At 39.9% G+C, this 20,040-nt stretch carries 23 protein-coding genes; 10 read left to right on the top strand and 13 right to left on the bottom strand.

Features of this window, described 5'->3' with window-relative positions:
- Positions 1 to 48 precede the first annotated feature (48 nt).
- From FM071_RS07830 to crcB, 8 genes are read left to right on the top strand one after another with little or no spacing between them, the layout of a single operon-like run.
- On the top strand, positions 49 to 1,368 hold the full coding sequence (locus FM071_RS07830) for a S41 family peptidase (protein ID WP_193110419.1): 1,320 nt from the start codon (positions 49 to 51) through the stop codon (positions 1,366 to 1,368).
- 7 nt (positions 1,369 to 1,375) lie between these two features.
- A complete protein-coding gene (purC, locus tag FM071_RS07835) occupies positions 1,376 to 2,089 on the top strand; it encodes a phosphoribosylaminoimidazolesuccinocarboxamide synthase (RefSeq protein ID WP_193110421.1) in 714 nt (237 codons plus the stop codon).
- A 2-nt stretch (positions 2,090 to 2,091) separates the two neighbouring features.
- A complete protein-coding gene (gene purS / locus FM071_RS07840) occupies positions 2,092 to 2,331 on the top strand; it encodes a phosphoribosylformylglycinamidine synthase subunit PurS (RefSeq protein WP_193110423.1) in 240 nt (79 codons plus the stop codon).
- Complete coding sequence (gene purQ / locus FM071_RS07845) at positions 2,331 to 3,005, top strand: phosphoribosylformylglycinamidine synthase subunit PurQ (protein ID WP_193110425.1); 675 nt, start codon at positions 2,331 to 2,333, stop codon at positions 3,003 to 3,005. Before purS ends, purQ begins: the two co-directional genes overlap by 1 nt.
- Positions 3,002 to 4,048: a hypothetical protein gene (locus FM071_RS07850; protein ID WP_193110427.1), complete on the top strand. Its 1,047-nt coding sequence runs from the start codon at positions 3,002 to 3,004 to the stop codon at positions 4,046 to 4,048. Before purQ ends, FM071_RS07850 begins: the two co-directional genes overlap by 4 nt.
- On the top strand, positions 4,026 to 4,718 hold the full coding sequence (locus FM071_RS07855) for a lysophospholipid acyltransferase family protein (protein ID WP_193110429.1): 693 nt from the start codon (positions 4,026 to 4,028) through the stop codon (positions 4,716 to 4,718). The genes FM071_RS07850 and FM071_RS07855 overlap by 23 nt, the downstream gene beginning before the upstream one ends.
- Positions 4,715 to 5,071, top strand: a complete 357-nt coding sequence (locus FM071_RS07860) for a DUF190 domain-containing protein (RefSeq protein WP_193110431.1) — start codon at positions 4,715 to 4,717, stop codon at positions 5,069 to 5,071. The genes FM071_RS07855 and FM071_RS07860 overlap by 4 nt, the downstream gene beginning before the upstream one ends.
- Positions 5,071 to 5,451 (top strand): fluoride efflux transporter CrcB, encoded by a 381-nt coding sequence (gene crcB / locus FM071_RS07865; RefSeq protein WP_193110433.1) that lies wholly within the window; start codon positions 5,071 to 5,073, stop codon positions 5,449 to 5,451. The genes FM071_RS07860 and crcB overlap by 1 nt, the downstream gene beginning before the upstream one ends.
- Here crcB and FM071_RS07870 read toward each other — a convergent pair.
- Positions 5,448 to 6,020, bottom strand: coding sequence for an ATP-binding cassette domain-containing protein (locus tag FM071_RS07870; RefSeq protein ID WP_193110435.1), 573 nt, complete (start codon positions 6,018 to 6,020; stop codon positions 5,448 to 5,450). The two genes, crcB and FM071_RS07870, sit on opposite strands and share 4 nt — an antisense overlap.
- Positions 6,021 to 6,719, bottom strand: coding sequence for a dUTP diphosphatase (locus FM071_RS07875; RefSeq protein ID WP_193110436.1), 699 nt, complete (start codon positions 6,717 to 6,719; stop codon positions 6,021 to 6,023).
- 59 nt (positions 6,720 to 6,778) lie between these two features.
- Between FM071_RS07875 and FM071_RS07880 the strand changes: the two genes are divergently transcribed.
- The gene (locus FM071_RS07880; RefSeq protein WP_193110439.1) at positions 6,779 to 6,955 is read left to right on the top strand and encodes a uracil-DNA glycosylase; all 177 of its coding nucleotides are present in this window, start codon (positions 6,779 to 6,781) and stop codon (positions 6,953 to 6,955) included.
- Here the strand turns inward: FM071_RS07880 and FM071_RS07885 are convergent.
- Genes FM071_RS07885 through ovoA form a run of 4 tightly spaced genes read right to left on the bottom strand, consistent with a single transcriptional unit; the run spans position 6,930 to position 10,834 of the window.
- On the bottom strand, positions 6,930 to 7,355 hold the full coding sequence (locus FM071_RS07885) for a PNPOx family protein (RefSeq protein WP_193110440.1): 426 nt from the start codon (positions 7,353 to 7,355) through the stop codon (positions 6,930 to 6,932). The genes FM071_RS07880 and FM071_RS07885 overlap by 26 nt on opposite strands.
- Positions 7,355 to 7,576, bottom strand: a complete 222-nt coding sequence (locus FM071_RS07890) for a hypothetical protein (protein WP_193110442.1) — start codon at positions 7,574 to 7,576, stop codon at positions 7,355 to 7,357. The genes FM071_RS07885 and FM071_RS07890 overlap by 1 nt, the downstream gene beginning before the upstream one ends.
- A complete protein-coding gene (locus tag FM071_RS07895; protein ID WP_193110444.1) occupies positions 7,563 to 8,753 on the bottom strand; it encodes a PatB family C-S lyase in 1,191 nt (396 codons plus the stop codon). The genes FM071_RS07890 and FM071_RS07895 overlap by 14 nt, the downstream gene beginning before the upstream one ends.
- Positions 8,738 to 10,834 (bottom strand): 5-histidylcysteine sulfoxide synthase, encoded by a 2,097-nt coding sequence (ovoA, locus tag FM071_RS07900; RefSeq protein WP_226960521.1) that lies wholly within the window; start codon positions 10,832 to 10,834, stop codon positions 8,738 to 8,740. The genes FM071_RS07895 and ovoA overlap by 16 nt, the downstream gene beginning before the upstream one ends.
- 167 nt (positions 10,835 to 11,001) lie before the next feature.
- Between ovoA and pgeF the strand changes: the two genes are divergently transcribed.
- Positions 11,002 to 11,724, top strand: a complete 723-nt coding sequence (gene pgeF, locus FM071_RS07905; protein WP_193110445.1) for a peptidoglycan editing factor PgeF — start codon at positions 11,002 to 11,004, stop codon at positions 11,722 to 11,724.
- Here pgeF and dxs read toward each other — a convergent pair.
- The 7 genes from dxs to FM071_RS07940 are packed head-to-tail and all read right to left on the bottom strand — an operon-like array spanning position 11,716 to position 20,040.
- The gene (dxs, locus tag FM071_RS07910; protein ID WP_193112058.1) at positions 11,716 to 13,539 is read right to left on the bottom strand and encodes a 1-deoxy-D-xylulose-5-phosphate synthase; all 1,824 of its coding nucleotides are present in this window, start codon (positions 13,537 to 13,539) and stop codon (positions 11,716 to 11,718) included. The genes pgeF and dxs overlap by 9 nt on opposite strands.
- 1 nt (position 13,540) lies before the next feature.
- On the bottom strand, positions 13,541 to 14,320 hold the full coding sequence (fliH, locus tag FM071_RS07915) for a flagellar assembly protein FliH (RefSeq protein WP_193110447.1): 780 nt from the start codon (positions 14,318 to 14,320) through the stop codon (positions 13,541 to 13,543).
- Positions 14,321 to 14,324: 4 nt separating this feature from the next.
- A complete protein-coding gene (fliG, locus tag FM071_RS07920) occupies positions 14,325 to 15,350 on the bottom strand; it encodes a flagellar motor switch protein FliG (protein ID WP_193110449.1) in 1,026 nt (341 codons plus the stop codon).
- Between the two features lie 3 nt (positions 15,351 to 15,353).
- The gene (fliF, locus tag FM071_RS07925; protein WP_430738965.1) at positions 15,354 to 17,033 is read right to left on the bottom strand and encodes a flagellar basal-body MS-ring/collar protein FliF; all 1,680 of its coding nucleotides are present in this window, start codon (positions 17,031 to 17,033) and stop codon (positions 15,354 to 15,356) included.
- Positions 17,034 to 17,081: 48 nt separating this feature from the next.
- Positions 17,082 to 18,176: a histidinol-phosphate transaminase gene (hisC, locus tag FM071_RS07930; RefSeq protein WP_193110452.1), complete on the bottom strand. Its 1,095-nt coding sequence runs from the start codon at positions 18,174 to 18,176 to the stop codon at positions 17,082 to 17,084.
- Positions 18,173 to 19,255 (bottom strand): prephenate dehydratase, encoded by a 1,083-nt coding sequence (gene pheA, locus FM071_RS07935; protein WP_193110454.1) that lies wholly within the window; start codon positions 19,253 to 19,255, stop codon positions 18,173 to 18,175. Before pheA ends, hisC begins: the two co-directional genes overlap by 4 nt.
- Complete coding sequence (locus FM071_RS07940; protein WP_193110456.1) at positions 19,255 to 20,040, bottom strand: HAD-IIA family hydrolase; 786 nt, start codon at positions 20,038 to 20,040, stop codon at positions 19,255 to 19,257. The genes pheA and FM071_RS07940 overlap by 1 nt, the downstream gene beginning before the upstream one ends.

Genomic DNA, 20,040 nt, shown 5'->3' on the forward strand with positions numbered 1-20,040 from the left:
AGGTATAATAGCCTCTTTAAAAGACAAATCATAAAACAGGCTTTATATATGAAAAACAAAAAGTTCATTACCTTCGGATTTATTTCCGTTGCACTCTCTCTTAGTTTTGTACTCTCTTCAACGCTCTTTGCAAAAGAGACAAATGTAAAAAAAGCGAGTACGGAAAAATCTCGACTTGAAGCACTTTCAAAATTCACAAAAGTTATTAGTATTGTCCAAGAGTACGATGTCGATCCGGTGACAATTGAAGAGCTCATTGACAAAGCACTTGACGGCATGATGAAAAATCTTGATGCACACTCCAACTATTTGACTGAAAAAGATTATAAACGTCTGCAGGTACAAACTGACGGTGAATTTGGCGGTCTTGGCATCACAGTCGGCATGAAAGACGGTGCCCTTACTGTCATTGCCCCTATAGACGGAACTCCGGCAGACAAAGCCGGCCTAAAGTCAGGTGACATCATCTTAAAAATCGACAACAAATCAACGCTTGGAATGACTATTGATGAAGCGGTATCATTGATGCGTGGTAAAGTCGGTGACCCGATCGACCTGACAATAGTACGCGAGGGAGAAACGAAGCCGCTCTCTATTCACATTGTACGTGACATTATCAAAATAGAATCTGTTCATGCAAAAATGGTCGGCAAAGACATTCTATACATTAGGGTTTCAAGCTTTGATAAAAAAGTAGTTGAAGATGTCTCCAAAGCCATTAAAAAGAAAAAATCCGTAGCCAAAGGAATCATTCTTGACCTGCGTAATAATCCTGGCGGGCTTTTAGATCAGGCTGTGGGACTTGTTGACCTGTTTGTCAATAGCGGTGTTGTCGTTTCTCAAAAAGGACGACGTGCCGTTGAGACAAAAGAGTACAGTGCCCATGCAGCAAACACTTTAACAGACATGCCTCTTGTTGTTCTTATCAATGGCGGAAGTGCGAGTGCAAGTGAAATCGTCAGCGGCTCACTGCAAGACCATAAACGTGCCGTTCTCATAGGAGAGAACACCTTTGGAAAAGGAAGTGTACAGGTTGTGCTGCCTATTACAAAAACAGAAGCTATCAAATTAACAATAGCCCGTTATTATCTTCCAAGCGGACGTACTATTCAGGCTGTTGGTGTCAAACCTGATATTCAAGTCCTTCCTGGTGAATTAAAAACATTTAAAAATGAATTTGCGATCAAAGAAGCAGACTTGAAAAAGCATCTTGAAAAAGAGCTTGAAAAAGTTGATGGAAAAAAATCGAAAACTAAAGAAGATAAAAAAGATAAAAAAGATATAATTACGCCAAAAATGTTGGAAAAAGATTTACAACTTAAAGAGGGCGTTGATATTATCAAAGCACTTATCATTACAAAAGGATAGAAAGTCGATGGAAAAAAGGGATCTACTTTATGAAGGTAAAGCAAAAAAAATATGGTCAACGGATGATGAAAATCTAGTTATTTCAGAGTTTAAAGATGATTTGACTGCTTTTAACGGTGAAAAAAAATCTTCTGAAGCAGGAAAAGGTGCACTTAACAATAAGATAAGTACCGAACTTTTCAAACTTCTAGATGAAAACGGCATACCGACACACTTTGTAAAAATGCTTGATGACAACCATATGCTGCATAAACGTGCAGATGTAATTTTGATAGAAGTCATCGTTCGTAACATTGCAACCGGTTCACTCTCCCGTAATCTTGGCATAGAAGATGGAAAAGTACTTCCTTTTACCCTCGTTGAGTTCGACTATAAAAATGATGAACTCGGTGATCCTAAACTCAATGACCAGCATGCCCTTATCCTCGGACTTGTAGATTTTCAAGATGAACTTGACAAACTACGCCGCATGGCAAGACAGGTCAATGATATACTCAAACCATACTTCGCCGAAAAAGGTCTCAATCTCGTTGATTTTAAACTTGAGTTTGGAAAAGACAAAGATGGGAATATCATCCTTATTGATGAGATCTCGCCTGACAACTGCCGTTTTTGGGATATAGAGAGTGGTGAAAAGATGGATAAGGACCGATTTCGCCAAGGACTTGGCGGACTAACTGTCGCTTATGAACAAGTTTTAAATAGAATATTAGGAAAATAACAATGAAAGCAATCGTAAACGTATTTTTAAAAGCAGGTGTTTTGGATTCTCAAGGAAAAGCAGTGCATCATGCACTCGATTCTCTTCATTTTAATGGTGTTGAAGATGTTCGTGTCGGTAAACAGATCGTACTTAAACTCAATGAGAGCGATAAAGAAAAAGCAATGGCAGATGTAACAAAAATGTGCGAAGAGCTGCTGGCAAATACTGTTATTGAAGATTACACTATAGAGCTTGTATAATGAAAGTTTCCATTTTACAATTTCCCGGGACAAACTGCGAATATGACACACAGTATGCATTTAAAAAACTAGGAGCCACTACCCAGATCGTTTGGCACAGATCAGAGTCAATTCCGAGTGATACCGATCTTTTGGTCGTTGCCGGAGGATTTTCTTACGGAGACTACCTTCGCAGCGGTGCTATAGCGAAGTTTTCACCTGTAATGAAAGCGGTTGCTTCGTATGCCCAAAAAGGAGGAAAAGTACTTGGTATTTGTAACGGCTTTCAGGTTTTGACAGAGGCAAGACTCCTCCCTGGTGCGCTTAAACGCAATGAAGGGCTTCACTTTATCTCAAAACATCACCATCTGCGTGTTGAGAATAACGATAATCTCTTTTTAAAAAAACTGAATAACGGTGATGTTGTCAATATCCCAATCGCACACCATGACGGAAACTACTATATCAATGAAGAAGGGCTGCGTGAGCTTGAGGAAAACGGACAGATTTTACTTCGATATACAGATGAAAATGGGGAGATAAAAAACCCTAACGGTTCTGTAGAGTCTATTGCCGGTGTTTGCAATAAAGAAAAAAATGTTTTTGGTCTTATGCCGCACCCGGAACGTGCTATGGAAGAAGTTTTAGGAAGTGCTGACGGCGTAGCGATGCTGCAAGGATTTCTAGAGTCGTGATAAAAGTACTTTTTCTTACTCTTTTTTTAATCACTTCGCTATTTGCGCAGAAGGTGCTTTATGTCAGTTATGATACAGTGCCAAAAAGAGTCATTAAAGGTGAAATATTCACAGCAACTTTAAAAACACTCTCTACACTCAAAGATTTCAATGATGTGGAATATACTTTTTCAGATCATCCCGGGCTGAAAATTTTAGATGAGACACCAATCAGAGAAGAAAGAGGAAAGTTCTTTTATGATACTTTCCATATGCAGGTAACCGGGAGTCATGCAAGACTTCCAGATATAGAAGCTTCCATTGTCGCCTCCGATGAGTACAATGCAACAAAGGTTCCGGGCGAAGAACTCAATGTCATCACCCTCAATCCGAAAAAGAACTTTTCCAATATCATTGCAAATGATCTGCAGTTGCAAGAGTATAAAACTACCAGTTACGACAATCATCATAATATTGTCGTTTTTGTAGCAACAGCCAAAAACTGTGATATAAAAGCGATGCACTTTAATAACGTTTACAAGCAGGGGATGGAATCTGTAACAGAATCTTATGATGATTCAAAAATCACCTACTTTGTCGTTATAGACAAACGTTTGGAATACTTCACTTTTTCATACTTCAATCTTCTCAAAAACAACTATGATCAAATAAGTATTCCCATTATAGTTGATGATGACAGTGTAACGACACAAAGTGACCTCAAACCACGTGACCAGTCACATGACACTATCAAGATGTATATTGCTCTTGCAATCTCAATTCTCGGGTTTATCATCATACTTTTCAAACAAAAGTATATCTATCTCATATTGATCATTATTCCTCTTGGATATACACTCTATCTGAGCATCCCTGCAAAAGAGGTCTGCATAAAAAAAGGCTCGAGCATCTATCTGCTTCCGGTAGAAAACGGTACGGTCTTTGAAACAACACCGAAAGAGTATCATTTAACTAAAGAGGGAAGTGTAGAAAACTTTACAAAAGTGAAACTTCAAAACCAAAAAATAGGCTGGGTCAAAAATGAAGATACTTGCTCACATTAACTGGGCAATAGCGACAGCTATAATTTTTGCCAATCTGGCACTCTCCATTGTGCTCTACCCTATTGTGCGTCGTCCATATTCCCGAAAGATTCCTGCTTGGATCATCCGAATAACAACTTTTTTTACAGTGACGGTAAAAGGTGAGGAAGATCCTGCTGCACAGATGTTTCTCATCAACCATCAAAGCGATCTCGATATTGCGATTATGGAGACAGTCTCAAAAAAAGATCTTGCATGGGTTGCAAAAAAAGAGCTCTTTGATGTTCCTTTTTTTGGACTTGCCATGAGTATGCCTGAAGACATCCCAATAGAAAGACAGAGCAAATCTTCTTTGGTGAGATTGATGAAAAATGCAAAAGACAGGCTCAACAAAGGACGTGTTATCACTATCTTTCCAGAAGGCACTCGCTCACGCAACGCTAAAATGCTTCCTTTTAAAAGCGGTGCAAAGGTCGTTGCTGACAAGTACCAACTAAAAGTACAACCTGTAGTGCTCATTGCTACAGCAGAGTGTTACGATATAAAACGTTTTTATTATATGCCAAAAAATATTACTGTAGTCTTTCTAGACTCTTTCGTTGCAGATAAAAATGATGAAAATTGGCTGAGTGATCTACGAAATAAAATGCAAGAAGTATATGATAAAGAACAAAAAGGAGCACTATCATGAAACGTTACCTGGGACATAAAAAAATCTTACGTATCTATATAGACACCATTGACAAATATAATGGAAATCCTCTTTGGGAAATGATACTTAAAGAGGTGAAAAAAGAGCAATTATCCGGTGCTACTGTTATTAAAGCCATCGCTGGACTTGGTGCTTTTACAGAGATGCGAAGTTTCAAAGTATGGGCTTTAGCACAGGAGCTGCCGCTCGTTATTGAGATTATTGATGATGAAGAGAAGATACGCCCTTTTATTGAACATATTGATACGATGATTGACAATGGACTTGTAACAATTACAGATACAGAAGTTATCAAATATAAACATGAAAATTTCAATACAGAAGTAGAATAATGAATCTTACACTTTTACTCTTCATCGGTGCAGGCGGATTCTTTGGTGCGATCTCAAGATTTTTGATCGCTACGAACGTTCAAAAGTTCTCAGGCTCATTTTTCCCTTATGGAACACTCTCTGTCAATGTACTTGGAAGCTTCATCATAGGTTTTGCTGCAATGTTCTTTGCACAGAGCGTACAGCCTGAGTATAAAGCTTTTGTTATTACAGGATTTTTAGGAGCGCTGACAACATTTTCCACATTCTCTTTAGAAAATGTCAATATGCTGCAAGATGGAGAGTTTACAAGTTTCGGCATCAATATATTTTTAAATGTAACACTGACAATTACTGCTACGATTCTGGCTGTAGTACTCTTTAAAAAGTTGTATGCTTAGATTGTAATAATCTCATCGGCACACCATGAAGCTAAATCCATATCATGTGTGATAAGCAGCATTCCAATATCCTCTAAATGTTCCATAAGCATCTTCATCACATCAAGCTGAATAACATTGTCCAATGCAGATGTCGGCTCGTCAAGCAAAAGCAGATCGGGTTTCATCAGCATTGCCCGCAGAATCGAAGCACGTTGCAGTTGTCCTCCTGAGAGTTCATGCGGCAGCTTATGCAGTAGTTTGGCTTCAAGATTAAGGCTTGTCAGGTATTTGTCAAGTTCATTCAATGATGCAACATCTGCTATCTGATTATAGAGAGTATAACTTGGATGAAAAGAGCTGTAGGGATCCTGAAAGACTTCCGAAATATTCTGAGTAACTCTTATCTTTCCGCTCTTTGGCTTTCTGTTTTGCAAAATAAGCTCAAAAATGGTACTTTTCCCTGCTCCGCTCTCACCTACTATCGCCTTGAGCTCTCCTTTTGCAAGAGAAAGAGAGAGGTCGTTAAAAAGTATTTTCTCTTTTGAGTAACCGAAAGTAAGATTTTCTACTTCTAAAACGTTTTGCAATTACTCACTCTTTGTAAGAGCCAAATAGGACTTTTCAAGTTCATGGTAGAGTTTTTCAGGTGTAATGTCACCATTTTCTTCCCAGATACGTTTCATGACAACATTATCCTCTTCCCCATCCCAAACTTTAATGTAAGAGCCGTCTTTGTATCCATTATCCTGACGAAATTGGTTGAGAATGTTCTTTCCTACATATAAACGATAAAGAGCATCAAGGTTGAGTCCACTCATAATGACAAGATCAAAAAATTCAGCAAAAAGTTCTTCAAGCGCTAACTTCTCTTTTGCCAAAACAGTTCTCATAATATCTTCTACTTTTTCGATCACTTCATTTTGTTCGGCAAAATCCAATGAATCCGTCTCAATCCTAGCAAAAGAGTCCATTTCGGAAATGTCATTTGCAAGATCTTCTACACCGCCCCGCATTGTTTTAAAATAGTTTTCAATACCCAGACTGATAATGAAGTGCCAAACATCGACTACCTCTATTTGAAGATTATCCCAGTCAGGTTCGAGCTCAATGTTTTTCCAGTGCTTCCAAGGAAAAGAGTCGATCATCTCTGCACATTCCATATAGATACAGCGCTTCCAATTGATCAGCTTTTTGTTTTTTGTAATTCCTTTTACCCACTCTTCACCGTTCGTTGCATCATTGAGTTGATTTTGCAACTGCACCATTAGTAAAATTTTACTATTCATACATTTTCCTTGAAACTTTTAATACCTTTATTTTATCCAAATATGGTAAAATCCATCCCATGAAAAAAAGAATTAACTGCAGACGTTGTGCATATTATTTTGTCACCTGGGAGAAAAGCCAGCCTCACGGATGTAAAGCATACGGTTTTAAGTCAGCACAGATACCTTCCATGGTGGTTTTCAAAAGCAGTGGAAGTGATTGCTCACTTTTTAAAGAGAAGGCTCCTGCCAAATAAGTTTCTTACCAAATCCCAGCCTGTTATCTGTCAGTTTAAAATAATCAACTCGAATCTGCCACAATGTCGGATTCATAGCCAAAGCATAAGGGAATCTTGTAAAATAGCTTTTTTTGAAACCTTTCTCACGCAAAGTTCCAAAAGTTCCCTGAAACTGCAAACCCTGAATCTTACCGATCTCCTTTGTCTCAAGGAGAATATTTCCCGCAATATTCGGGTTCTTCCGTATATGTTGTATATGAAGAGTATCATCACTGCTTGCCACAATAAAAGATCGCTCTTGCGGCAGATAGGTGTAAAAAAGTGAACATGCGCTTACCTCATCACCAAACGCTGTTGCGAGTGACAACACATGATGCTTTTGTATAAAAGCTTCAATACGTTGTAGATCTTTATCCATCAGAGCTTAAAGAGATAATTTTCAAGATCTTCTGCATTTTTAATGCCTCTTTTTTCCAACATCATTACTGCAATATCGTCTGCTATAAAAGTATTATATATATCTGTAGGATTATTCATATTGTAAAAACTTTTCATAAACTCTAAAAGTATCTCAAAATTATCATCGCGCACGCTGTATTTTTTATGCTCTTTGTACTCATCCCAGTTAATTTTTATCATATCGCTTCAATGCACCTTCCATTCTTGTTATTATTTCTACCATTGTATCAGATGGCACGGCAAAATTCAAGCGCATAAAACCACTGCCCTCTCTGCCAAAAGCAATACCGGGATTCAATCCAAGATTTGCTTCTTTGACAAACCACTCACGCAAAGCTCTGTCTCCAAGTCCCATTCCACGACAATCAAGCCAGGCAAGATATGTTCCTTCCAAAGGCGTAACACGTATCAGTTTTTCATACCTCTGCGCAAGAGAGACCAATACGTTATAGTTCTCACACAGATGATTTTTCAGTTCACTCAGCCATAACGCACCCTCTTTGTATGCTGTCTCAAAAGCAACATGCGAGAGCACTGCTCCCTGCGCAAAATGCACTCTTTCATGCGCTTCTCTAAATCGTTCACGCAGTTCTTTGTCCGGTACGGCAACTGAACTCATTGCAAATCCTGCCATATTGAATGTCTTGCCTACCCCTATGGCTGTTAGAGACATCTCTCTTGCGTAAGCACCAAGGCTTGCAAAAGGAATATGCCTGTTTCGTTCGAACACCAGATCGCAGTGAATTTCATCTGCAAAGACAATGATGTTATTTTCATAGCAAATATCAGCTATCTCCCGCAGCTCTTCTTCACGCCAAACTCTGCCAACAGGATTATGCGGCGAACAAAGCAGCAGCATCTTTGTATCTTTATCTATCTTCTTTTTAAAATCCTTAATGTCAAATCCGTAACTTCCATCCTCACCCAGCAAAAGTGGGTTTGTAACAACTCTGCGTTTTAATCGTTTGACAGTTTGAAAAAAAGGAGGATAGACAGGTGTTTGCACAACAATGCCATCACCTTCATCGCTAAATGCCTCAATCGCAACAGCCATAGAAGCCACAACTGAGTGAGAATGGAACATATCTTCTAAACTAAACGTAACATTATGGTGTTCTTTCATCCATGCTATCTGAGCCAGATATGCAGATTCAGGCACCTCTTCATATCCTATTATTGGATGTTGCAATCGTTTTGCTACGGCATCCAAAACAAAAGCAGGTGTATTGATGTCCATATCGGCAACCCATACCGGTAAAACATCTTGTGTACCGAAAAGCTGCTCACGCAAAGTATATTTTTCCGCATTACTCCCCTCACGCGAAGCGGCAGTTGAAAACATTATCTTCTTTTCCATACACTCAACTCTGAAACCGTATGCTGATGTTTACGAGCCGTTTCAGCAATCACGAACTCCACATCCTCACTATGGACAAAATCAAAATCTTTTTGAAGCAGCTCACGCAGAGCATCTATGGTTCTTATCGGTCTGCCGTCATCATCATAGTAGCCGCCAAGCCACAACTCATTTGCAGTTGAACTCTCCTGCCAGGTATATGGAGATGTAAGCACCAAAATACCACCTCTATTGATTCGTTTTGCAATATCTTCCAAAAACAGTTTGGGATTATAGAGTCTGTCAATAAGATTCGTTGCCATTACCAGATCATACCCAGTAAAATTTGGTTTGAGGTTACAGGCATCGCCCTGCCAAAATGAGACCTTATCCTTGAGAGTTTCATACCCCAACTCTTGCAATGTTATCTTTTTTTCACGAGTTATATCACCTTCTAAGGGAACATTGTAAGCGACATAACCATCATTTTTGAGCTTTGATCCCACACCAATAAAACGCACCGAAAAATCAATACCCTCTACTGCGTCAAAATATTTTGCAAGCTCAAAAGAAGCCCGTCCTGTTGCACAGCCAAGATCAAGCGCTTTTATTTTTTTATCGGCAAATCCAGCAGCGATATCGGCACATTTTACGGCAAAGTTCTCAACTCCAAAACGCTCATCACCATACTGAAATTCACAATACTGCGAGACAAGAGCATCACTCTCGTAGATATCTTCTTCTTTGGCTTCATTTTCTGATACAACATAACGAAAACCTGCATTTTGAAAGAAATGCTTACGAAAAGCATAGCGTGAATGCTTCATTATCAAGTTGCCGCTGCTTGCCCATGAAGCACCTAAAATGAGTGCATGTTTCTCATCAAATGTAGGTGTTGAAAAATCATCATACGCTTCATGAACTTCAAAGCCAGCAAAGCCGCGAATCGGCGTTCTACTCCACTGCCAAACATTACCGATAACATCATAGATGCCGTTAAACCCAAACTCATCGACAGGGCATGAAGATGCATAGTGGTAAAAATTAATATTTGCCCTGCTCTCATGCAACTCAGGAATATCATAGAGTCCCGAAGCTTTATAAATGGCAGCATACTCCGCCTCACTTGGCAGCTTATACTCCACTCCCTCTTTTTGGCTTTTGTATCGACAAAAAGCTTCAGCTTCAAGTGCATTGACATCCACAGGCCAGTTCAACGGCATCTCTATGATCTCAGCAAGCGCTCTGTATTTGTATCCATCCTTTGATGCAACCCAGAAATGCGGATGTTTCACTCCACTGCGTCGCAAAAACTCCAACCCTTCTTCATCCCAATACGATTCATTTTCATAACCGCCGGCTTCAACAAATTCCAAAAACTCACCATTGGATACAAGATACTTTGCCGCTTGAAAATCATCTATCTCTTCACTGTAAGAGCCATACTCGTTATCCCAGCCATAAAGATGATGTTCTTTGTTCTTTCCAAGTTCAATAAAACCGCCTTTTATCTGAAGCATCTCATTTTTTACAACTTCTCCTGCGTGAGGGCATAAAATAAAATCTTCAACCTTTTGAATGAACTCTATGGGCATCTGCCTATGCAGTACGAGTGAGGTCTCGATATGAATGCGTTCATGCTCAATTCCCATCAAAATAATCCACATCGGCGAATCATCACGGATCGGCAGTGAAAACTCCAAACTCTCTATCAATCCATTGACTACAGTTCTTACCTTATCCCGGTATGATCGCACGTCAGTCACTTTCGGCCATCGGTAGCGGGACTCTTCCATATCATCCCAATCCATCTCATCCACACCTACGGCAAATATAGATTCAAACTCAGGATTGATCCTTTCGCTTATTATCTTCATATTGATGAGTTTATTGATAAAGAAAGTAGCCGTATGCCCAAAATAAAAGATCATAGGATGGCGTGTCGGTTCACTCTTTTTATAAAAAACAGACTCATCACGCAAGAGTTCAAAAACTTTCTCAAAAAGATCAAAAGTATTATTGAAATAGGCTATTATCTCTTGACGTTTTTCATCAACACTCTTGCCATCCAAGGTTATCGGGTACATACTTAGTTTGCTCACGCACACTCTCCATCTCAATGATTTAATTACTATTTTTCATTTTTATTCTAGTCATCATTATCATTGCATAATGGAGAGACTCAGACCAAAGGGAGGATTTGCCCTCGGAATTATGCAGCGATAATGACGGCTCCATATCTATAAAGCCATTATGATATAATCATTATATGCAATTTTATCAAAGTAAATTATTAAAGAAGTTTCCAGAGATCACACACGCCTTCACTACAAAGGAAACAGGCAATCTTGCCTTTCATGTTAATGATGATCCGGCTCATGTACTAAAAAACCACCAACGACTCTCACGCGAACTCAATTATAAATTGGAAATACTCGTTCATATGAAGCAGATTCACTCAAATGAGGTAAAAATTATCACCGATAACGACACCTTTGACAACCCTCCAACCTGTGATGCACTCATTACAGATAAAAAAAACACTCTACTTATGGTAATGACAGCGGATTGTTCTCCAATTTTATTCTACGATCCTGTGCAAAAAGTCATTGCAGTCGCTCACGCAGGACGTGCAGGAGCATTTACAAACATCATAAAAAATGTAATAAGAAAATTTACAAATGATTTTAACTCACAAACAAAAGAGATTGTAGTTGCCATTGGTCCGGCAATTTGTGGGCACTGTTATGAAGTAGATGATACAATATACCAAGAGGCAAAAAAGAGAAACCTTGCTTATGCCCTCACGCAAGAGAGCAATAAATACTATCTCAATATCAGAGATATTTTACATAAACAGCTTTTAGAGGAGAATATTCTTGAAAAAAATATTGAGATTTCAGATATTTGTTCACGGTGTGATTCTCACTTCTACTCCTACAGAGAAGAGAAAAACTGCGGCAGATTTGCAGGCATAATCAAATTAGATTAATGCCTCTGCTTTTTTTGCAAGCTGTGCAGGGAGTATTCCCAAAGACTCTTCAACGACTTTTGTATTCCCGTGAGTTATAAAGCAGTCATCATATTCAAAACTCTCTACCAAAACATCGGTAATTTTCTCATCTGCTAAAAACTCGAGCAGTGCTGATCCGACACCACCCATTTTTGAAGTATCAGAAAAGACAAACCATTTTTTATGTTTTTGTACCATCTCACGCAGCATAGTCGTGTCTAAGGGTTTCACAAAACGCAGATCTAGAAGGCTTACCGATTCATCTAACAGCTTCGCTGTGGCATAAGCGCGCCCCACTCCGTTTCCATATCCTATGAAAAGAATGTCACCCTCATGTGATTCTAAAAGCTGAGACTTTGCCAAGGTAAACTTCGTAGACTCCGGCAAGCCTTCCGTATCAAGAAAAGCACCCCTGGGATAGCGCAGTGAACAGGGATGGTCATACTCTGTTGCAAAGGCCATCGCCTGATGAAAACTCTTCTCATCACGTGGCGCAAAGAGCGTCATGTTTGGAATAGCGCGTAAAAAACTGACATCAAAGACACCCTGGTGTGTCTCTCCGTCTTCACCAACGATGCCCGCACGGTCAAGTGCAAAGACAACCGGCAGATCCATCAAACAGGTATCATGAATAACCTGGTCATACCCGCGCTGTAAAAAGGTCGAATAGATAGTACAAAAAGGTTTAAATCCCTCACGTGCCAAGGCCGCCATGGAAGTAACGGCGTGCTGTTCTGCGATGGCAACATCCCAAAAACGGTTTGGATACTTCTCAATCAGTTCCGTTAGACCGGTACCGCTTGGCATTGCCGCTGTAGCACCGACGATTTTATCATTATCTTTACAAAGATGCAGCAAAGCTTCCGTATATATCTGCGTTGCAGATTTTGCAGAAGATTTTTTTGATGATGAACCGCTGCTGATGTCAAAAGGACCTACACCATGCCACTTCTCTTCTTTGCCTTCTGCTATCTCATAGCCTTTGCCTTTAAGGGTCTGTGCATGGATAATAACAGGTTTTTTTAGTTGCTTTGCCGTCTCAAGGATTTCTATAAGCTGCGTGAGATTATGCCCGTCAACAGGACCGATATAATCAATGCCCATCTCTTCAAAAAGCATTCCCGGAGTGACGAGTTTCAGGGACTCTTCCATTCTTTTTGCAATATATCTCGCACCCTCGCCAAAGTTATCAACAAAAGCCTCTGTTGTTTTTTTAAAGCGCTGGTAAAAGGGTGAAGCCATCGCTGAAGAGAGCATACGAGAAACGGCACCGATAGGCTTGGATATGCTCATTTCATTATCATTCAAGATGATAACCATTGGATACTTTCTCTCTCCGAGTTCATTGAGTGCTTCATAGACCATTCCCGCTGTCATAGAACCGTCACCTATCATAACGACAGGAATACGCTCATCCTGCTCGCCTTTGAGTGCTATCGCTTTTGCAGCGCCTACACCCAATGAAATGGAAGTAGAACTGTGTCCTGCTACAAAATAGTCGTCTTCACTTTCACTTGGTTTTGTATAACCGCAGATGCCATTGAACTGACGCAGGGTGTCAAACTCATCCCATCTGCCTGTAAGGAGTTTATGTGCATAGGATTGATGCGAAACATCAAAGATAAACGGATCTTTTTTAGAGTCAAATACCTTATGCATTGCAACGATGAGTTCCGTCGCTCCCAGCGTTGAGCTCAGATGTCCCCCGTTTTTACTGACTACTTCCAGAATTCTTTTACGTATATCTTCGCAGAGTTTTTCCAACTCGGCGATACTTTTGTATTGTAAGTCCATTTTACTCACTTAGGGCTGCTTTCTTAACTCTTTCAAATCTTTTTGATATCTGTGCATCAATATTGCCTGCATCGCTGACAACAATCACACCGCCTTCACTTACTGCACTGTCTGCAATAACGGTTACATACTGTAAGTTTCCAAAATGCTCTGATAGAGTAGCATGGTCTTTTGGATTGACTTTCAGTGTTACTTCTGATGCTCCCTGCAGGTCATGAATGAGTTCTTCTGAGAGCATTTTTGCAACTTCCGAAGAATTTGTACTCAATTCTATCTTAATAACTTCTTTTGAAATATCGAGTGCAGCAGTAACCAACTCATTTTTTAAGCTCTCTAACGCACTGTTATACTCTTGAGCACTTTGATCAAGTTTAGCAATGGATTTTGTGAAAAGCTCCATCTTCTCATTCAAAGTTTTATCTATCTCTTCAAGCGCCTGTGCCTTTCCGGCTTTCATCCCCTCAGCAAAAGCCTCTTCTTTTGCCTGCGCTAAAGATGCCTGATACTCTTCTTCCTTTGCTTCGAGTTTCATCTGTAGTTTGATGAAATTTGAGGACATCTCATCCGTTTTTTTCATTAAAGATTCAATCAAAGACTCTTTTGATTTTGCATCCAAAGCACTTGAATCAATCTCTTTTGCAGCCTGAACGGGAGTTTGCTCAACACTCTCCTCAAAAACGGCTGCCTCTTTTGTCTCTTCTGAGCCCATAGCGATAACTTTAAAGTTATACTTATCTACATGATGCTTCTCGATTTTGCTATTTGGTATTACTGTTGCCATCGTACTACTCAATCATCTCTTCAGATGAACCCATCTGAATTGTTCCGGCCTCAGCCAATTGGTTAACGACCTCAACGATTTTTCTCTGAGCCGCTTCAACATCTTTCATTTTAACAGCACCGAGGAACTGCATCTCTTCTTCAAATGCCTCTTTTGCGCGCTCACTCATAGCAGAGAAGAATTTCTCTTTGAGCTCTTCTGGAGAAGATTTGAGTGCCAGCATCAAATCTGCCTTATCGACAGCTTTTAGCACTTCTGTAATTGCCGTTTTATCAAGTGAGACCATATCTTCAAAAGTAAACATCATCTCTTTGATCTGAGTAGCAAGCTCTTCATCGACCTGTTCAATAGTAGAGAGCGTCGCTTTTGCATTTTTCGCACCTAGACGGTTAAAGATATCTGCAACGGCACGTGTTCCCCCGACCTCGACTTTATAAGAAGCAAGTGATTCGAGTTTCGATTCAAGTACAGCAGAGACACGTTTGATTACCGAAGGTGAGATGTCTCCAAGTTTTGCCATACGCATCGCCACTTCGCTTCTAAGATCATCAGGAAAGAACTGCAGCGTATCTGCCGCTTCTGTTGGATCCATATGCGCCAAAATAAGAGCAATGGTTTGAGGGTGTTCATTGATGATAAAGTCAGAGAGCTGCTGCGGTTTGATTTTTGAAAGATAGGCAAAGTTTTGTGTATTTTGCATACTTTTTGAGAGCTTGTCAAGAACTTTTTTCGCTTCTTCGGAACCAAGCGTTCTGTAAAGCAGTTCTCTTGCATACTCCATACCACCGGAAGTAAGATACTGTCCAGACTGGAAGATCGCATGGAACTCTTCAAGAACGGCAGTCGCAATCGCTCTGTCTATCGTAGTATTGGTAGCAATATATTTTGATATTTCAGTAATAGCTTCAACATTCATATTGGCAAAAATTTCCGCTGTTGCATCTTCACCCAGTTGCAAAAGTAAAATGGCAATCTTCTCTGCCATACCCATTTCATCAAAAGCTGCCTGCTGCTGCTGTGTCATAGCCATTACTTATCCTTCTTTGGGTTTTGGCACTTCAGCTTCTTCACTTAAAAGCGCCTGCAAGAGCGATGCTATCTCTTCCGGTGAATCTTCAGCCATTGTTCTTACTTTTTCCAGAATAACTTCATGTTTGAGTTCATCCTCATTCAAGTTACTTGTCATACCAAGCTGCTCTTCAACTTTTTTACGCATTGTTTGGACTTTTTCTACAAGATCTTCACCCTCATCATCTTCAAGTTCGAGTTTCGGCGCTTCAAGTTCCTCTTCTTCTCGAGAGACTTCAAGCATTTTACTTGCAAACGGTGCAATGACTTTTTTGTAAAGAATAAGAAGTAGAATAAGAACAAAAATATACTTGAACAGATCTGCGAACGGTGCTATATAGGTCTGTGTAAATGTAACCGCTTTACTGACACCGTCAGGACCTCTTACAGCAGCACGTTCGAACTGCAGGTTTTGAACACTGATCTGGTCCCCCCGTTTTGTATCTATACCGATAGAACGGCTTGCCAACGAGTTAAGAGCAGTCAGGTCAGTTGTATCGAGCGGAACATATTCAAGCTCATCTGTCGGATTTCCATCTTTATCGAGCTTATGCTTGTATTTTCCATCAACGACGACAGCAGCTGTGATTCTTTTTATGCGAGCAAACTGGCTTTTCGTTGTGCTGACCGTTTTACCGACTTCATAATTTGTTGTACCGCTGTTTTTTGTATATTTTTCAACTGTTTTTTGAGACTTTAACCCTTTTACCGGACCGATATTGCTAACTGTACCCGGAACACCGCCTACTTGCTCAGGTTGAGAACCTTCACGCTTCTCTTCATTTACCTGCTCACTTCTGACAACATTCTCAGGATCATACTTCTCCGACGTTGAACTTTTTTGCGAGAAATCGAACTCAACAGTGACCTGTGAAACAACTTTATCACTGCCACCGACAAAAGGTGCAATAACATCTACAATTTTCTGCTGCAGTTTTTTCTCTTCTTTTAGCTTATATCGCTGCTGAACAAGAGAAAGCTCACCCATTTGAGACATCTCATCATTGTCTCCAAGGGTCACGCCATCACTGCTGACAAGCATAACATTCTCAGATTTCAGTCTCGGTACTGCTGCAGATACAAGATTTTTAATACCTCGTATCTGTTTTGAAGAGAGTGCTCTTCCCTCCACGAGTTCAACCATGACCGATGCTGTCGGATCTACCTGTTTTGAGACAAAAAGCGTCTCTTTTGGCAGTGCCAAACTTACCGTGGCATGTTCAACTGGAGAAAGCGCTGTAATCGTTCTGGCAAGCTCACCCTCTAATGCACGCAAATGTTTAATCTTCTGATCGAAGTTCGTTGCTCCAAACTCCTGCTTGTCAAAAAGCTCAAACCCGACACCACTGTTTTTAGGAATACCCTGTGCAGCGATTGCAATACGTTCTTTATAGACAACGTCACGCGGTACTTTAATGACATTGTTTGCTCCAACCTCATACTTAATACCATCTTTATCAAGTTGAGCGACAACTTTTGCAGCGTCCTGATCACTCAGTGTTTCAAAAAGAGTTACATATGAAGATTTTGCACTTTTATTTGCACTGTAGACAACAAGAAATATTAAAAAAGCGATAATGCCGACAACAGCTGCCGCTATGATTATCTTTTGTTCTTTACTCAGTTTTGCATACAAAACTGACAACTGCGAAAAAAGCGCCTTAAAATCCATTAATCTCTCATCTTCAATATTTTATAATAACTCTTGTACAAGTTCAAAAAAACGGTCATTTTGCTCTTTTGTTCCTACTGTTACACGAATAGCATTCATTCCATAACCACTTAAATTTCTTACAATCATTCCGCGTCGAAGCAACTCATCAGATAATTGTGTCGAATCAATGTTGTCGCAAAAGCATAAAGTAACAAAATTTGTATAACTCTCTATTATATCTAGTTTTTGCTTGTTTGCAAACTCTTCGTAGCGTTTCATCTCTTCAAAATTCAAAGCGATACATTCATTCACAAATTCTTCATCTTTGAGTGCAGTTGAAGCAGCTTCAAGGGAGAGTGTCGTGACATTAAATGGAGGTCTTAGCTTATAGAGTTCTTTGATGATTCTTGCATCGCTAATTCCGTATCCGACACGCATTCCTCCAAGTCCATACGCTTTTGAAAACGTTCCAAGATAGATGACATTGTCAAACTTTTCAATCAACTCTTTTGGTGAGACACTCTTGCTTTGATCTTTATACTGCGCATACTCCATGTAAGCACCGTCAACAACAACCAGTGTATCACTGTCAATCTTTGCAAGAAATTCCATTATAGCCGCTGCATCGATGGCATCACCCGTAGGATTGTTCGGTGTACAGAGAAAAATAATATCAGGATTTTTCTCTTTATAGAGTGCATAAAATTCATCAAGGTTGTGTTCTTGAGAAGCTGTCTTTATTATCTCAGCACCTACATGTTTTGCATAGATCTCATACATTGCAAACGTAACGGAATTGATTAATATCTTTGAATTCTCATCCGCTTTTGCATGCATTAAAAATTCTATAACCTGATCGCTTCCGCTGCCTATGATTAGGTTTTCTTCTGCAACATCGAATCTCTCAGAGAGTCCTTCTTTTAGCTTCATCATTGAGTCATCAGGATACATTGCCATATTAGGCACTATCTCTGTAACTGCATGCTGGACATTGATGGAACATCCGTATGGATTCTCATTCGATGCAAGCTTTATAATATCTTTTGGTTCTATGCCAAACTCACGCACAACCAGTTCTATCGGTTTCCCGGCTTCATAGGTATCAATATTTTCTAGTTTTTTATTAAATTTCAATCTTCACCCTTTACATAACTTCCAAGCCATGTCACTTCATCTGTATGTTTTTGTATAACTTTTTGAACTCTCTCTTCATCTATATGACCGTAAAAATCAATATAGAACCAATAACCAAATCCACCGCTCTCTTTTGAAGGACGAGACTCGATCTTTGAAAGATTTATTTTTGCAGCATCGAAATCGCTTAAAAAGTGAACCAGTGATCCGGCTTCATTGGCATCTTTGAGCTTCGCCAAAATACTTGTTTTATCATCGCCACTTATGCCATTTTTAAAGTCACTCAAAATGACAAAACGTGTTGCATTGTCATGAACATCCTCTATATTTTCAAACATTACAGGCACACCGTAAAGTTTAGCTGCGATGTGTGAGCAGATAGCGGCTGACTCTTCATCCTCACTTGCAAGGATAGCCGCCTTTGCCGTTGATTCTACAGGAATATGCTCTATATTCATCAGATCATACTCATTTAGGAACTCCCGACATTCACCGAAACCTTTGTCTTTGGAATAGATACGTTTGATCTTTTTCAACGAGTCCGCCTTCGTTGCAAAAGAGATATGAATCGGCATATAAAGTTCTGCCACTATTTTTACAGAACTTTTCGAAAGCAGGTCAAGCGTTTCACCAACAACACCGTCACGGGAGTTTTCAATCGGTACAACACCGAATTTCGCTCGTTTTGCTTCCAGTTCTTTAAAAACGGATTCTATAGAATTGAGTGAGAGATAATTACTCATAGCACCAAAACGGCTCTCTGCGGCTTGATGCGTGAATGTACCTTCAGGTCCTAGATAAGCGATCTTCTCAGGAAGTTCAAGGTTGCGTGCCACAGCAAATATTTCCAAGAAGATCGCTTCGATGGCACTTTTATTGAGAAGTCCTTTTTGCTCGTCATTGAGCTTGCTAAGTCTTTCGATAATGGCTTTTTCACGCTCAGGTCTGTAAACAGCCCCGCCGCTTTCCTGCTTGATCTCACCAACGCGTTCTACAACCTTCATACGTTTGTTCAGCAGTTCAAGCATCGCATTATCTATACTGTCTATCGCTTCTCGGCATTCATCCAATGTTTTCATTATCTCTCCTCAAGATTTGCAAGCACTTCCTGCATATCTTTGTAAATCAGGTCAGGCTTTAAAGCATCTTCCAAATAAGGAACAATCTCCTCGGCTGTTTTATATTTGCCGCTTGTAACAAAGACCGTCTTCATACCAAGCTCCTTCGCACCGCCAAGATCTCCTTTAACGTCATCACTGATAATAGTAATCTTTGAAAATTCGGCACGCTTATCCTGTTCTTGAATACAACGCAGTGCTTCTTCATAAAAAGCGACACTTGGTTTTCCGACAACTTCATAAGCAGTGCTTGTTGCGAACTCCAGCATTTTTAAAATGGCTCCCACACCCGGATAACGCTTGTTATTTTTTGCATAAATAGAAGTCTCATGCATGCCGACAAGTTTTGCCCCGTCAAGAAGAAAGTCTATCATCTGTGCATACTCGTCTGCCGTAAAATCTTCTTTAATGGCAATGAGTACCGTTTTTGGATCTTCATAATCGAGTTTATACCCCATGGCCTGCAGCGTTTTTAAAAATTCCGGAGCACCATACGCGGCTACAGGCTCTTTCGAAACTCTTGCTTCTAAAAGCATCAAAGGATCTAGATAGTTATCAAATGAGAATTCAAAACCGATAGAGTTCAGGTAGTTGTAAAAATCTTTGGATGCTTTTTTTGTATTGTTCGTAATCACCATGTAGGGAATGTTGTTTGCATTGAGATGTGCTATAAACTCTCTGCTTCCCGCTATTGGTGACTTGTCTGCATCACTGATAAGTGTTCCCTGAACATCTATAAAATACAT

The sequence above is a fragment of the Sulfurimonas paralvinellae genome, assembly GCF_014905135.1.
In the GTDB taxonomy this organism is placed as follows: Bacteria; Campylobacterota; Campylobacteria; order Campylobacterales; family Sulfurimonadaceae; genus Sulfurimonas; species Sulfurimonas paralvinellae.

Bases quoted from the DNA above. Each gene is read 5' to 3' on its own strand.
- FM071_RS07880 (WP_193110439.1), top strand. From the start codon at position 6,779: ATGAAAAAAAGAATTAACTGCAGACGTTGTGCATATTATTTTGTCACC.
- purQ (WP_193110425.1), top strand. From the start codon at position 2,331: ATGAAAGTTTCCATTTTACAATTTCCCGGGACAAACTGCGAATATGAC.
- crcB (WP_193110433.1), top strand. From the start codon at position 5,071: ATGAATCTTACACTTTTACTCTTCATCGGTGCAGGCGGATTCTTTGGT.
- FM071_RS07895 (WP_193110444.1), bottom strand. From the start codon at position 8,753: ATGGAAAAGAAGATAATGTTTTCAACTGCCGCTTCGCGTGAGGGGAGT.
- pheA (WP_193110454.1), bottom strand. From the start codon at position 19,255: ATGAAAACATTGGATGAATGCCGAGAAGCGATAGACAGTATAGATAAT.
- pgeF (WP_193110445.1), top strand. From the start codon at position 11,002: ATGCAATTTTATCAAAGTAAATTATTAAAGAAGTTTCCAGAGATCACA.
- fliG (WP_193110449.1), bottom strand. From the start codon at position 15,350: ATGGCTATGACACAGCAGCAGCAGGCAGCTTTTGATGAAATGGGTATG.
- dxs (WP_193112058.1), bottom strand. From the start codon at position 13,539: ATGGACTTACAATACAAAAGTATCGCCGAGTTGGAAAAACTCTGCGAA.
- FM071_RS07940 (WP_193110456.1), bottom strand. From the start codon at position 20,040: ATGTATTTTATAGATGTTCAGGGAACACTTATCAGTGATGCAGACAAG.
- fliH (WP_193110447.1), bottom strand. From the start codon at position 14,320: ATGGCAACAGTAATACCAAATAGCAAAATCGAGAAGCATCATGTAGAT.
- purS (WP_193110423.1), top strand. From the start codon at position 2,092: ATGAAAGCAATCGTAAACGTATTTTTAAAAGCAGGTGTTTTGGATTCT.
- FM071_RS07890 (WP_193110442.1), bottom strand. From the start codon at position 7,576: ATGATAAAAATTAACTGGGATGAGTACAAAGAGCATAAAAAATACAGC.
- FM071_RS07830 (WP_193110419.1), top strand. From the start codon at position 49: ATGAAAAACAAAAAGTTCATTACCTTCGGATTTATTTCCGTTGCACTC.
- purC (WP_193110421.1), top strand. From the start codon at position 1,376: ATGGAAAAAAGGGATCTACTTTATGAAGGTAAAGCAAAAAAAATATGG.
- FM071_RS07875 (WP_193110436.1), bottom strand. From the start codon at position 6,719: ATGAATAGTAAAATTTTACTAATGGTGCAGTTGCAAAATCAACTCAAT.
- FM071_RS07860 (WP_193110431.1), top strand. From the start codon at position 4,715: ATGAAACGTTACCTGGGACATAAAAAAATCTTACGTATCTATATAGAC.
- FM071_RS07885 (WP_193110440.1), bottom strand. From the start codon at position 7,355: ATGGATAAAGATCTACAACGTATTGAAGCTTTTATACAAAAGCATCAT.
- FM071_RS07855 (WP_193110429.1), top strand. From the start codon at position 4,026: ATGAAGATACTTGCTCACATTAACTGGGCAATAGCGACAGCTATAATT.